The following is a 13271-nucleotide window of genomic DNA, read 5'->3' on the forward strand; positions in this document are numbered from 1 at the left end:
ATTGGCGCTCAGGCTTCACCGCGCGCGCGGCGCATCTTGGCAGCGGGACTTTGTCAGCCGGAGACGCGTCCGGGGCTCTCGATGACGGGGTAGTCTGCGGCTCCGCTGGAGGGCGCCAGAACTTCAGGCATCGCCGAACCGCGTCTCCATCTCGCGCCGGACGCGGACGGCCTCGAGGGTCTCGTCCACGGTGACATCCGCCCATGTGATCGGCTGGCCCATAGGCACGTCCGTCTTGAGGGTCACGCCATGCGCCAGCCCGATGGGCAACGCGCCGCGTTCCAGCGACGTACGCGCGGGCAAGAGCTTGCCCCAGACGGTGAAGCCCCCCTCGCCGTCGAGCACCTCGCCCGCCTTGAGGTCGCGCTTGGGCATCGACACCACGTCGCCCTCGAAGCCCATGGTCGCGCCCGTCGGCAGCCCGAGGATCGCGGCCGACAGGATCGAGACGTTCAGCTCCAGCCCGATCAGGTGGAAGGGCTTGTACATCGCCGAATAGCGCCCCGTGGCGTCGGTGTTCATGCCGTATTGGCGAAAGCAGGCCGCCGCGTAGTCGTTGGGGGCCTCGATCACGACATAGACGCCCCAGCGCAGGTCCCGGAAGACCGGCCGCCCATCCCGTTCGAGCGAGGAGACGACCTCGACCTGCCCCTTGGCCGAAAGCTGCCCGCCCTCGGCTGCCGGGCGCAGAACGTGCGAAAGATCGTCCATCCCCGCCGGCGGAAACGCGAGGCCGTCCGGCGGCGCGGCGAGGCCCGTCGCATTGGCGATCGCGGCCATTTCGAGGGCGGATTTCGTGCCGTCGAGAAAGCTGTTGAACATCTGCGGGTTCATCCCCGCCTCTTTCGCCTGCGCGGGCGTCAGGCCGTAGTGATCCCAGACGGTGTCGGGCGTGGAGGCGTGATAGGCGGGCAGGTATTTCGTGCCCTTGCCCGCCGCGACCACGCTGAAGCCGCAGGACCGCGCCCATTCGACCAACTCGCAGGTCAGCGCGGGCTGGTCGCCATAGGCCATCGAATAGACCACGCCCGCGCGCCGCGCCTCTTCGGCCAGAAGCGGCCCGGCCAGCACGTCGGCCTCGACATTGACCATCACGATATGGCGGCCCTCGCGGATCGCGTGCCGCGCGTGGGCGACACCCACGACCGGGTTGCCCGTCGCCTCGACGACGACGTCGACATCGTCGCGGGCGATCATCGCCATTGCGTTGTCGGTAAAGGCGACGGCCTCGATCAGATCGTCCGCCCAGCCGACCTCCGCGCAGGCCGCGCGCGCATGATGGGGGCGCAGGTCGGCGATCGCGGCGACCCGCAGGCCGGGCGTCGTCGGCACCTGCGACAGGAACATCGAGCCGAACTTCCCCGCCCCGATCAAGCCGACGCGGACCGGGTTTTGCGCGTCCGCGCGAGCCAGAAGGTCTTGGTAGATGAACATTGAAGGCGCCTCCTTGGCTGCGGGCGATGGTTGACCCGCGCCGGGCCATTTGCAATACGGAATTTGGAATTCAGAATCCCGTTTGACAGATCAGCCGAAGCGGAGAATGCGATGGACGCGCTCGATCCCGTCACCGCGGAGCCGGCCCTGACGCAACTGGTCCATGACCGCCTCGTCGAGGCGATCTCGGCCGGTCGCCTGCCACCGGGCGCACGGCTGACGCAGGACCGCGTGGCCAAACTCCTCGACGTGTCGCGCCAGCCGGTCAGCCACGCGCTGCAGCTTCTCAGGCACCAGGGCCTGGCCGTGCAGCACGGGCGCAAGGGGCTTGCCGTCGCCCCGATGGACGGCGTGCAGATCTGGCGGCTGTACCAGGTGCGTGCGGCGCTGGACGGCCTCGCCGCCCGGCTGGCCGCCACCCGGGTCCGCGACGGCGTGGCGTCACGCTCCGAGACCGCAGCACTCCGCCGCGCGCTGGAGCGCGGGGCCGCCATCGGCGACGATGCCAAGACCATCACGCTCGTTCGTGCGGATGTCGCCTTTCACCGCGCACTGCACGACCTCTCGGGCAACGCCGAGATCGCGCGAACGGTGTCCGAGCAGTGGCCGCAATTCATGCGCTCGATGGCCGTCGTCCTCGACGGGCGGGCGCACCGGACGCTGGTCTGGACGGAACATGCCGCCATCGTGGCGCCGGTCCTCGCCGGCGATGCGGACGCGGCGGAACGATGCGCCCGCGACCATGCCGAGCGGGCGGGCGAGGAAACGAAGCGCCGGCTCGGCACGATGGCCGCTGGCGCAAGCGACTGACACGGAACGATCACACCCGGAGGACGGCCCGATGAAACTGAACGACACGCAGATCACGCAGCTGGACGAAGAGGGCTGGGTCTTCCTGCCCGATTGCTTCTCGCCCGAGGAGGTCGCCGTCCTGAAAACCGAGGCCGAGAGCATATACGACGAGGATCGCCCCGAGATCTGGCGCGAAACCTCGGGTGCGCCGCGCACCGCCTTCGCCGCGCATACCTATAACGAGGCGTTCGGCATCCTCGGGCGCCATCCCCGCCTGATCGAGCCCTTGGAGCAGGTCTTCGGCGAACAGGTCTACATGCACCAGTTCAAGATCAACGCGAAGGCCAGCTTCACCGGCGACGTCTGGCAATGGCATCAGGATTACGGCACCTGGGCCCGCGACGACGGCATGCCCGAGCCCCGCGCGATGAACATCTCGGTCTTTCTCGACGAGGTGTTCCCGTTCAACGGACCCCTGATGCTCATCCCGCGCAGTCACCGGCACGGCGTACTCGACGCGGGGCACGACACCTCGACCACGAGCTACCCGCTCTGGACCCTCGACAACGACGCCGTGACGAAGCTCGTGGACGAAGGGGGGCTGATCGCGCCCACGGGCAAGCCCGGCGGCGTCCTGATGTTCCACGGCAATCTCGTGCACGGCTCGGCGGGCAACATCACGCCCTTCCCGCGCAAGATCGTCTATCTGACCCTCAACGCGGTCTCGAACCACATCCGCACGCCGACGCGCGAGGAGTGGATCGCCCATCAGGATTTCACGCCGATCGAAAGCTGCGACGACGACGCGCTTCTGCGCTTCGCCAAGGCGTATGAGCACGCAGCCGAGTAGCCGGTCCATATTGGCACGGACGGCGGGGCACGGGTCAACCGACGCGGGCGCTTGACGGGGCCCGAGGCAAGCGCGGCCTGAACGTTCTTCAGGGCGGCCCGCCCGTGTGGCCCGAAGCCCCCTGTGACCCGCCATCCGCCTGGCGCTGTCAGGCGTCCTGCCGTCGTCCTGCCTCGTCGATCCGGCGCGAGAACGGGTCCATCGGGGTATGCAGCCGCAGGTGGCGGATGAAAGCGCGGGCGATGCGTGGCAGCGGGCGGTGGTTGCTCACGACGAAATGGCTGCGATAGCGGATCGGGCTTTCGAACGGCACGAAGACGAGATCCTGCGCGCGGTAGTGGTGGAGCGGGAACGGATTGACGACCGCCACTCCGATCCCCGCCCGCACGAGGTCGGCGGCCGCGAACGAGGTCGTGACTTCGGCCACCATGCGCGGCACCGCCTTGGCGCGGGTCAGGACCCGGTCGAGCTGACCGCGCCGCGCGTGGCGAGGTGCCAGACCGATCAGGTCCTGTCCGTCGAGATCGGCCGGTGTCACGAGCGTCCGCCCGGCCAGCGGGTGCCCGGCCAGCATGACGCAGACCGCGTCGCTCTGGCGGAACGGCACCAGCTTGAGGTCGGCGCGCGTCAACTCCGTCCCGATCAGGCCCAGGTCGAAGCGATCGGCGATGATCTCGCGCGCGACCTCGTCCGAAGAGGCGACCTCGAGACTGACGAAGAAGCTGCGGTTCGCGGTCAGGAACGTGCCGATCTGCTCGACGAGGAAGCGATGCGCATAGCTCGGCGGCGCGATCAGGCGGAGCGTTTCCCGCACGTTGTCCTCGGGGCCGTCGATCCGCGACAGCGCCTCGAAGAGCGGGTCGAGCCGGAGGTTCAGGCGCACCGCCTCCTGCGTCGGTCGGAGGCGTCCCGCCTCGCGGGTGAAGAGCGTCACCGATTGCCGGGCCTCGAGGTTGGCGATGGACCGGCTGACCGCGGATTGCGACAGGCCGAGACGCCGCGCCGCCTCGGCGGTGGTTCCGGTCTGGAGCACGGCACGCAAGGCATCGTATTCGCGCAGGCTGTGCCAGCGCCCGAGGGGGGTCGCATCGCGGGAGGCGGACATGGCGACTAGGTCAATGACAAAAACTCATCGTCTTTACTATGACGCTATGCAACCAACGTCGTCTAGGCTCTCCGCACGGATGAGGACATCCATGACCGATACCGAACCATACATCTTCGACGGCCATAACGACCTGCTCTCGCGGCTCTGGCGGGCGGGTGGTCAGGCGGCGACTGCCGAGATGGCGGGCGGGGACGCGGGCGCCATCGACGTGCCAAAGGCGATTGCTGGCGGCTTCGGCGGCGGGTTCTTCGCGGTCTATGTCTCGTCGCCCGCGGGCATGGACCTCGACGCGCTCCACGACCTGATGCGCGAGCCCAGCTACGACATCCCGCTCCCCGATCCGGTCGACTGCGAGGACGCGCTGCCCATCGTTCTGGGCCAAATGGCGATCCTCTTTGCGCTGGAGCGCGAGGGTTACCTGCGCGTCTGCCGCAGCGTCGCCGACATCCGCGCCGCACGCGCCGACGGCATCATGGCCGCGATCCTGCATATCGAGGGCGCCGAGGCGATCGACGCGGACCTCCATGCGCTCGACGTGTTCCACGCCGCCGGGCTGCGCTCGCTCGGGCCGGTCTGGTCACGCCCGACCATCTTCGGCGACGGCGTCCCGTTCCGCTTCCCGTCCACGCCCGATACCGGGCCGGGCCTCACCGATCATGGCCTCCGGCTGGTCAAACGCTGCGACGCGCTCGGGATCATGCTCGACCTCAGCCACCTGAACGAGGCCGGGTTCTGGGATGTCGCGCGCCATTCCACGAAGCCCCTCGTCGCGACCCATTCCAACGCCCATGCGCTCTGCGAACACTCGCGCAACCTGACGGACCGGCAGCTCGACGCCATCCGCGACAGCGACGGCATGGTCGGGCTGAACTTCGCGGTGTCCTTCCTGCGCGAAGACGGCCGGAAGGTCGCCGATACGCCGGTCGAAACCATGCTGCGCCATCTCAACCATCTGATCGAGCGGCTGGGCGAGGACCGGGTGGGGCTTGGCTCCGACTATGACGGGGCCGTGGTGCCCGACGTCGTCCACGACGTCTCGAACCTGCCCGCCCTGCGCCGCGCGATGCGCGACCACCACTACGGCGAGGCGCTGATCGAGAAGATCTGCCACGGCAACTGGCTGCGGCTTCTGGAGCGGACATGGGGCGCCGAAGACCCCGGCCGCGATCAACGACAAGGAGAGAAAGAATGAACCTGTTCACACGCACCCTCGCGGGGGTGGGCCTCGCGGCGACGCTCCTGACGGGGACGGCCACGATCGCGATGGCCGAGACGCCCGACAACATGCTGGTCATCGCGCATCGCATCGACGACCTGACATCGCTGGATCCGGCCGAGAGTTTCGAGATCCAGGGCTCGGATGCCAGCCGCAACATCTACATGAAGCTGGTCAACCTGTTCCCCGACGATCTCGAGGCCGGCTACCAGCCCGAGATCGCCGAGAGCTGGGAGGTGTCCGAGGACGGGCGCACCATCACCTTCACGATCAAGGATGGGCTGACCTTCCATTCGGGCAATCCGATCCGGGCCGAGGATGTCGAGTTCTCGCTGCGCCGCGCGGTGCTGATGGACAAGACCCCGGCCTTCATCCTCAAACAATTCGGCTTCACGCCCGAAAACGTCGAGCAGACCATCGTGGCCGACGGCAACACCGTTTCGATCACCACCGACCAGACCTACGCGACCTCCTTCGTGCTGAACTGCCTCACGGCGACGATCGGCGGCGTCGTCGACAAGGAACTGGTGATGGCCAACGAGGTCGATGGCGATTTCGGCAACACCTGGCTCAAGACCAACTCCGCCGGGTCGGGCGCCTACAAGCTCGTCTCGTGGAAGCCCAACGAGAGCCTGACGCTCGAATCCAATCCCGACTTCTATCTCGGCGCCCCCGAGATGGAGCGCGTGATCGTCCGTCACGTCACCGAAAGCGCCAGCCAGCGGCTGCTGCTGGAGCGGGGCGATATCGACGTGGCGCGGAACCTCAACCCCGAGGACATCCAGGGTGCGTCCGCGGCCGAGGGCGTCGAGATCGCCGAGGAGCTGCGCGGGCGGCTGATGTATGTCGCGCTGAACCAGAAGCATCCCGAGCTGTCGAAGCCGCAGGTGCGGCAGGCGTTCAAGATGTTGATCGATTATGAGGGCATGGAGAACTCGTTCCTCAAGGGCGCCTACACGACGCATCAGAACTTCCTGCCCCGGACCTATCTCGGGGCCGTGGACGAAAACCCGTTCACCTACGACGTCGAGGCGGCACGCGCCTTGATCGAGGAGGCGGGCGTGCCCGAAGGCCTCGAGATCGAGCTGGGCGTCCGCGAGGCGCAGGAGCGGATCGAGATCGCGCAGGCGCTGCAGAACGCGGCCGCGCAGGTGGGGATCACGATCAACATCACCGTCGGAACCTCGGCCCAGATCCTGGCCCGTTACCGTGCGCGCGAACTCGACGTCTATGTCGGCGCTTGGGGTCCGGATTACCCCGATCCGCACACCAACGCGGGCACCTTCGCCTACAACCCGGACAATTCCGACGAGGCGAACGCCACCGGCCTTCTGGCCTGGCGCAACAGCTGGGACACGGGCGGCCTGACCGAGATGGTCGACGCCGCCGTGATCGAGCCCGACCGGGACATGCGCGCCCAGATGTATCGCGACATCCAGGCCCAGTTCCGCGAGACCTCGCCCTTCGCGGTGATGTTCCAGCTGACCGAGCAAATCGGGCTTCGGGACAATGTCGACAACCTGTCGCTCGGCGGACCGATCACCAATGCCGCGTATTGGAACGTGACGAAGGGCGAATAAGCGCCCATCGTCTCGCCAGACCGGGGAGGCGCGCGCGTCGCGCCTCCCCATCCGTCCGAGGACCCGCCATGGCCGTCACCGACCCAGCACCCCGCCGTCGCGCGCCGCTTGCGCCATGGTTCACGGGCACGCTCAAGACCGTGGGCTCGATCGCGGCCACGATGCTGGGCCTTCTCTTCGTGACCTTCATCATCGGGCGCGTCATGCCCATCGACCCCGTGCTGGCCATCGTCGGCGAGCGCGCGTCTCAATCGACCTACGACGCGGTCTACCAGCAACTCGGACTCGACCGGCCCCTCATCGTGCAGTTCGGCATCTATGTCTGGGACGTGATCCGTGGCGATTTCGGCATGTCGATCCTCAACGCCCGCCCCGTGGCCGAGGACATCGCGCGCGTCTTTCCCGCCACGCTGGAGCTGGCGACCATCGGCGTCATCATCGGCATCGTCATCGGCATCCCGCTCGGCGTCGCCTCGGCCGTCCGGCAGGGCAGCTGGATCGATCAGGTCGCCCGGGTCGTCGCACTTGTCGGCTACTCGATGCCGATCTTCTGGCTGGGCCTGATCGGGCTTTTGATCTTTTACGGCATCCTCGGCTGGGTGGGCGGGCCCGGACGGCTGGGCATCTTCTACCAGGACATCGTGCCCGACCGGACCGGCATGATCCTCGTCGACAGCGCGATCGCGGGGAACTGGGACGTCTTTCGCAACGCGTTCAGCCATATCGTGCTGCCCGCCTCGCTGCTGGGCTATTACTCGCTGGCCTATATCAGCCGCATGACGCGCTCATTCATGCTCGAGCAGCTCAGCGCCGAATACATCACCACCGCCCGCGTGAAGGGCATGTCGGAATGGTCGGTCATCTGGGGCCACGCGTTCCGCAACATCCGCGTCCAGCTCATCACCGTCATCGCGCTCAGCTACGCGAACCTTCTGGAGGGATCGGTCCTGACCGAGATCATCTTTGCCTGGCCCGGCATCGGCAGCTACATCACTACGGCGCTTCTGGCGGCGGACATGAACGCGGTGCTGGGCGGGACGGTCGTCGTCGGCCTGATCTTCATCTGCCTCAACATCTTCTCCGACCTGCTCTACCGGGTCTTCGATCCGAGGTCGAAATGAGCGACGCCTCCCCGACGGACGCGGGCTGGCGCGCCTGGCTGACCTCCGACACGCCCGCCTCGCGCCGGCAGGCCAAGGCGGCTGCGATCTATCAGGGCTGGCTGAACTTCCGGTCGAACACGCTGGCGATGGTCGGGCTGGGCATCCTCGTGCTCCTGCTGGCCATCGCGGCCTTCGCGCCGCACCTGGCGCCGCATGACTGGATGGCGCAGGACCTCGGCAACCGGCTGCAACCGCTGGGCACGCCGGGTCACCTCCTCGGCACCGACAGCCTCGGGCGCGACATCCTCAGCCGCCTGATCTACGGCAGCCGCATTACGCTCTACATCGTGGCTCTGGTGGCCCTCATCGCACCCGTCGCGGGCCTCCTGGTGGGAACGGTCGCAGGCTATGCCGGGGGCTGGGTCGACGCCGTCCTGATGCGGATCACCGACATCTTCCTCGCCTTCCCCCGCCTCGTGCTGGCGCTGGCCTTCGTCGCAGCCCTGGGCGCGGGGATCGAGAACGCCGTCATCGCCATCTCGCTGACCGCGTGGCCGCCCTATGCCCGGATCGCGCGGGCCGAGACGCTGACGATCCGGTCCTCGGACTACATCAGCGCGATCCGCCTGCAGGGCGCGGGCCCGCTCCGGATCATCACCAAGCATATCTGGCCGCTCTGCATCTCGTCGCTCATCATCCGCGTCACGCTCGACATGGCGGGCATCATCCTCGCCGCCGCGGGCCTGGGCTTTCTCGGCCTCGGCGCGCAACCGCCCAGCCCCGAATGGGGCGCGATGATTGCCGAGGGGCGCCGCTTCATCCTCGACCACTGGTGGGTCGCCACCGTCCCCGGCCTCGCGATCTTCACCGTCTCGCTGGCCTTCAACCTCCTGGGCGACGGGCTGCGCGATGTGCTCGACCCTAAGAGCGGGGGCCAGTCATGAGCGCCGATCCCCTGCTCGACATACAGAACCTCCATGTCCGCTTTCCGACGCGCCAGGGCCTCTTCGAAGCGGTGCGCGGCGTGTCCTTCACCCTCGGCCACGAACGCCTCGGCATCGTCGGCGAAAGCGGGTCGGGCAAGTCGATGACCGGCCGCGCGATCCTGCGCCTGATCCGCCCGCCCGGTCAGGTCGAGGCCGACCGCATCGCGCTCGACGGCGTCAACCTGCCGGATCTGGACGAGGCGGCGATGCGCAAGATCCGCGGCCAGCGCATCAGCATGGTCATGCAGGACCCCAAGTTCAGCCTGAACCCGGTCATGCGCGTCGGCGACCAGCTGATCGAGGCCTACCGCCTGCACGCCAAGGGCAGCCGCCGCGCCGCCCACGCCAAGGCGGTCGAGATGCTGGATGCCGTGTCGATCAACGACCCGGAACGGGTGATGCGCGCCTACCCGCACGAGGTCTCGGGCGGCATGGGTCAGCGAATCATGATCGCGATGATGCTGATCCCCGACCCCCAGATCCTGATCGCCGACGAGCCGACCAGCGCGCTCGACGTGTCGGTCCAGCGGCAGGTGCTGACCATCATGGACGATCTCGTGCGCGATCGCGGCATGGGTCTGATCTTCATCAGCCACGACCTCAACCTGGTCGCCGATTTCTGCGACCGGGTGCTGATCATGTATGCGGGCCGCGTGGTCGAGACCTGCGACGCCAAGCGCCTGCACGAGGCGACCCATCCCTATACGCGCGGCCTGCTCGATGCGTTGCCCCGCCTCGACCGCCCGGTTGAGAAGCTCTCAGTGCTGCAACGCGACGCGGCCTGGGCCGACGCGCCGTCGGCACCGTCATGAACGCCATCGAGATCGAGGGGCTGGACGTCTGGTTCGGCGAAGGGGCCGACCGCGTCGACGCCGTCCGCGGCGCGACCTTCACGGTGCCCGAGGGGCGGAGCTTCGGCCTCGTGGGCGAGAGCGGGTCGGGCAAGTCCACCATCCTGCGCGCCATCACCGGGCTTGCGCCGAACTGGACGGGCCGGATCGCCATCGAAGGCAGCGATCTCGTCGGCGCCAAGCGGCAGCGCAGCTTCTTCAAGCGCGTCCAGATGGTGTTCCAGGACCCCTATGCGTCGCTGCATCCGCGCCATTCGGTCGATCAGGTCCTGTCCGAGACGCTGCACCTCCATGGCATCCCCGATATCGACCGGCGGGTGCCGAAGCTGCTTTCGGATGTGGGGCTCGGGCCGCGCTTCCGGTTCCGCTACCCGCACCAGTTGTCCGGCGGCCAGCGCCAACGGGTGGCCATCGCGCGGGCCCTGGCGGGCGAGCCGGATATCCTCCTGCTGGACGAGCCGACCTCGGCGCTCGACGTCTCGGTGCAGGCCGAGATCCTGAACCTGCTGACCGATCTCCGGGCCGAGCGCGGCCTGACCTACCTGATGGTCTCCCACGACCTGCCGGTGATCGGACATATGTGCGACAAACTTGCCGTGATGCGCGGCGGCGAGATCGTCGAGGTGATGGATGTCGAACGGCTGCGGACCATGACGCCCTCGCATCCCTACACCCAAGAGCTGATCGCCGCCTCGGCGCTCTGATCGGGGACACCCCTGCGGATGGAAGCCCTGGCCCCACCGTTCGGTGCGACCCTCTGGTCTAGGCCGCGTCCGGCGGCGTGGGGCCTGCGCCCGCCGCGAAGATCACGCCGGGGTTCATCAGCCCGCCCGGGTCGAGGGCCGCCTTGATCGCCCGCATGGCAGCCAGTTCGGACGGTTTCGCAAGGCGCGCCAGCTCTGCCGCCTTGAACCGCCCGATCCCGTGTTCGGCGCTAATGGCACCGCCGAGATCGACGACGATATCGTGCAGCCGCGCGGTCAGTTCGGGCGCGATCCCGGCATAATCGGCGCGCGTCCGGCCCCTGGCGGGAAAGACGTTGAAATGGACGTTGCCGTCCCCGGCATGGCCGAAGGTATTGAACCGCAGGTCCGGGGCGATGCCGAGGAGCGCGGCGCGGCCTTCGGCGATCAGGCGCGGCACGTGCGACAGCGGGACCGACACGTCATGGGACGCGATCGGACCGACCGCGCGGCTGGCCTCGGGGATGCCTTCGCGCACCTGCCAGAAGGCGTCGCGCTGCGCCTCGGATCGCGAGACGGCGCCGTCGGACACGAGGCCCCGCGCCAACCCATCGGCGGCGATCTCCTCGAGGACCGCGGCCGCGTCGCCTTCGAAGAGGCCGATCTCCATCAGGACAGACCAGTCCGGGGCCGCGTCGAAGGGCTGGCGGACCGCAGGAAGATGCTCGGCCAGCCAGCGCAGGCCCTGCCCGTCGATCAGCTCGCAGCCCGAGACCCCCTCGCCTACGCGGGCGCGTGCGATTGCCAGCAGGTCGAGCGCCGCACGGGGCGAGGCGACCGCAAGAAATGCCGCGGCGCGCGCGCGCGGCTCGGGCACGAGGCGGAGGGTGGCGGCGGTGATGATCCCGAGCGTGCCCTCGGACCCGATGAGCAGGTGGCGCAGGTCGTAGCCGGTATTGTTCTTGCGCAGCCGCCGCCCCCCCGAGACGACCGAGCCGTCGGACAGCACCGCCTCGACGCCCAGCGTCAGGTCGCGCATCGTGCCGTGCCGCAGCACCGCCGTGCCCCCGGCATTCGTCGCGAGCAATCCGCCGATCTGCGCCGATCCCCGCGATCCGAGCGTCAGCGGGAAGGCCAGGCCCGCCGCCTGTGCGGCCTCCTGCACAGTTGCGAGGATCGCGCCCGCCTCGACCTCGATCGCGCCCTCGTCCGGCCAGACCGCGCGGATCGCGGCCATACGCGTCAGCGACACCACCAGCGCGGGCGGCCCGTCGCCGACCTGTCCGCCGACCAGCCCCGTCCCGCCGCCATAGGGCACCATCGGGACGCGGGCAGCGGCGCTGGCGCGGACGACGCGCGCGACCTCGTCGGTGTCGCGCGGGGTGGCGACCCATTCGGCGGTGCCGGTCGCGCGGCCACGCAGCTCGGTCCGGTGATGCGGGGCCGCGGGCGCGAGCAGCTGGCCAAGATCGCGGCGCAGCCCGTCCCAGTCCGGCCCGCTCATCTCCGGTCCCGCCCCTCGACCGGGGCCGCCGCCTCGGGCGGATGAGCCGCCGCCTGCTCGTGCGCGTGGCGCGTCAGCGCGGCGAAGCGATAGAGGCCGTGGACGAACTTCCCGTAGGGCATCGTGAGGAAGAAGGCGAAGACGACGCCCAGATGCACCGCCAGCAGCAACTCCATCGCGGGCGTGCCGCGCAGCGCATAGAGCGCGAGACCCGTGGCCCCGAGGCCAAGAAGCGTCCAGGTGAAGGCTGCGCCCATGCCGGACCGGCGCGCGGGGTCGGGGCGCAGCGCCGGATCGCGCCGGAGGTCCGAGCGGATCAGCCCGGCCGCCCCGACCACCAGCATGACCCCGCCGGGAACGCCCAGGAGCTTCGGCGGGGCCCACCACGGATAGGGCGCGGCCCAGTCGAAGAGGTAGTGCAGCACGGTGCCCGAACTGGTCGAGGCAAAGCAGAGAAGGAAGCCGTAGAACGTCAGGTGATGAAAGGTGCGGCGCTGCCGGTCGGGCCGCTCGGATTCGGTCATGCAACCCATCCCGCCCCCGTCGAGATAGCGCAGCGTCGTGGCGTCCTTCATCGCGCGCCAGAGCGCCGCGGCGGTCACCGGTACCGCATTGCCTCCATCCGCATGGCGCCAGAACCGCACGAGCGAGAGCGCCAGCGCGAGAAGCGAGAAGAGGAAGACCGGCGCGAAGACCGCGACCATCGCGTCGTGGGACATCACGGCGTAGAAATCGCCCGACGCGCCGCCCCCCGACCAGAGCGCGAAGCCGAGGATGAAGGCGGCGACCGCCACGACCGAAGCCAGCGCGATCCAGACCCCGTTGCGCGCGAAGACCGGGGCCATGAACCCGGGCCAAGCGAAGCGCGCATAGCTCTCCTCGCGCAGTTCCGCCATCGCAGCGGGCACGTTCACGGCGAAGGGATGCGGCGGCGCGTATTGGCAGTCGTAGTGGCAAGCACCGCAGTTGTGGCAGAGGTTGGCAAGGTAATCGACGTCTCCGCCCTCGAAGACGCGGCGCAGCTCCATCGCAGGAAAGACGGCGCACAGGCCTTCGCAATACCGGCAGGCATTGCAGATCTGCATCTGGCGCGCGACCTCGTCCTGCGCGGCAGTGGCAAGCGTGGGCAGGTCGGGACCGGTCATGCCGCACCCCGCCGGGCCG

The 13271-nt window shown here is 68.7% G+C and carries 12 protein-coding genes; 8 read left to right on the forward strand and 4 right to left on the reverse strand.

Translation table 11 applies throughout. From position 1 onward, the window contains the following. Nucleotides 1-123: 123 nt before the first annotated feature. A complete protein-coding gene (locus ACK8OR_RS07735; RefSeq protein ID WP_410188835.1) occupies nucleotides 124-1434 on the reverse strand; it encodes an NAD(P)H-dependent oxidoreductase in 1311 nt (436 codons plus the stop codon). Between the two features lie 111 nt (nucleotides 1435-1545). Between ACK8OR_RS07735 and ACK8OR_RS07740 the strand changes: the two genes are divergently transcribed. Together ACK8OR_RS07740 and ACK8OR_RS07745 are read left to right on the forward strand one after the other, a co-directional pair. Continuing rightward, nucleotides 1546-2244: a GntR family transcriptional regulator gene (locus ACK8OR_RS07740; RefSeq protein WP_410188836.1), complete on the forward strand. Its 699-nt coding sequence runs from the start codon at nucleotides 1546-1548 to the stop codon at nucleotides 2242-2244. A gap of 31 nt (nucleotides 2245-2275) precedes the next feature. Beyond that, a complete protein-coding gene (locus tag ACK8OR_RS07745; RefSeq protein ID WP_410188837.1) occupies nucleotides 2276-3076 on the forward strand; it encodes a phytanoyl-CoA dioxygenase family protein in 801 nt (266 codons plus the stop codon). Nucleotides 3077-3224: 148 nt separating this feature from the next. Here ACK8OR_RS07745 and ACK8OR_RS07750 read toward each other — a convergent pair whose 3' ends face one another. Continuing rightward, nucleotides 3225-4181, reverse strand: a complete 957-nt coding sequence (locus ACK8OR_RS07750) for a LysR substrate-binding domain-containing protein (protein WP_410188838.1) — start codon at nucleotides 4179-4181, stop codon at nucleotides 3225-3227. A gap of 91 nt (nucleotides 4182-4272) precedes the next feature. Here ACK8OR_RS07750 and ACK8OR_RS07755 point away from each other — a divergent pair, with 91 nt between their 5' ends. From ACK8OR_RS07755 to ACK8OR_RS07780, 6 genes are all read left to right on the forward strand, one after another. Beyond that, nucleotides 4273-5376, forward strand: coding sequence for a dipeptidase (locus ACK8OR_RS07755; protein ID WP_410188839.1), 1104 nt, complete (start codon nucleotides 4273-4275; stop codon nucleotides 5374-5376). After that, nucleotides 5373-6980, forward strand: coding sequence for an ABC transporter substrate-binding protein (locus ACK8OR_RS07760; RefSeq protein WP_410188840.1), 1608 nt, complete (start codon nucleotides 5373-5375; stop codon nucleotides 6978-6980). The genes ACK8OR_RS07755 and ACK8OR_RS07760 overlap by 4 nt, the downstream gene beginning before the upstream one ends. 68 nt (nucleotides 6981-7048) lie before the next feature. Beyond that, the gene (locus ACK8OR_RS07765) at nucleotides 7049-8101 is read left to right on the forward strand and encodes an ABC transporter permease (RefSeq protein WP_410188841.1); all 1053 of its coding nucleotides are present in this window, start codon (nucleotides 7049-7051) and stop codon (nucleotides 8099-8101) included. Then, nucleotides 8098-9027 (forward strand): ABC transporter permease, encoded by a 930-nt coding sequence (locus ACK8OR_RS07770; RefSeq protein WP_410188842.1) that lies wholly within the window; start codon nucleotides 8098-8100, stop codon nucleotides 9025-9027. The genes ACK8OR_RS07765 and ACK8OR_RS07770 overlap by 4 nt, the downstream gene beginning before the upstream one ends. Then, a complete protein-coding gene (locus ACK8OR_RS07775; protein ID WP_410188843.1) occupies nucleotides 9024-9881 on the forward strand; it encodes an ABC transporter ATP-binding protein in 858 nt (285 codons plus the stop codon). Before ACK8OR_RS07770 ends, ACK8OR_RS07775 begins: the two co-directional genes overlap by 4 nt. Beyond that, nucleotides 9878-10624: an ABC transporter ATP-binding protein gene (locus ACK8OR_RS07780; protein WP_410188844.1), complete on the forward strand. Its 747-nt coding sequence runs from the start codon at nucleotides 9878-9880 to the stop codon at nucleotides 10622-10624. The genes ACK8OR_RS07775 and ACK8OR_RS07780 overlap by 4 nt, the downstream gene beginning before the upstream one ends. A gap of 58 nt (nucleotides 10625-10682) precedes the next feature. Here ACK8OR_RS07780 and ACK8OR_RS07785 read toward each other — a convergent pair whose 3' ends face one another. Together ACK8OR_RS07785 and tcuB are read right to left on the reverse strand one after the other, a co-directional pair. Next, entirely contained in the window at nucleotides 10683-12107 is a 1425-nt protein-coding gene (locus ACK8OR_RS07785; protein ID WP_410188845.1) for an FAD-binding oxidoreductase, read from the reverse strand. Further along, the gene (gene tcuB / locus ACK8OR_RS07790) at nucleotides 12104-13252 is read right to left on the reverse strand and encodes a tricarballylate utilization 4Fe-4S protein TcuB (RefSeq protein ID WP_410188846.1); all 1149 of its coding nucleotides are present in this window, start codon (nucleotides 13250-13252) and stop codon (nucleotides 12104-12106) included. The genes ACK8OR_RS07785 and tcuB overlap by 4 nt, the downstream gene beginning before the upstream one ends. Between the last annotated feature and the right edge of the window lie 19 nt (nucleotides 13253-13271).

This window comes from Jannaschia halovivens, assembly GCF_046452375.1.
Lineage (GTDB): Bacteria > Pseudomonadota > Alphaproteobacteria > Rhodobacterales > Rhodobacteraceae > Jannaschia > Jannaschia halovivens.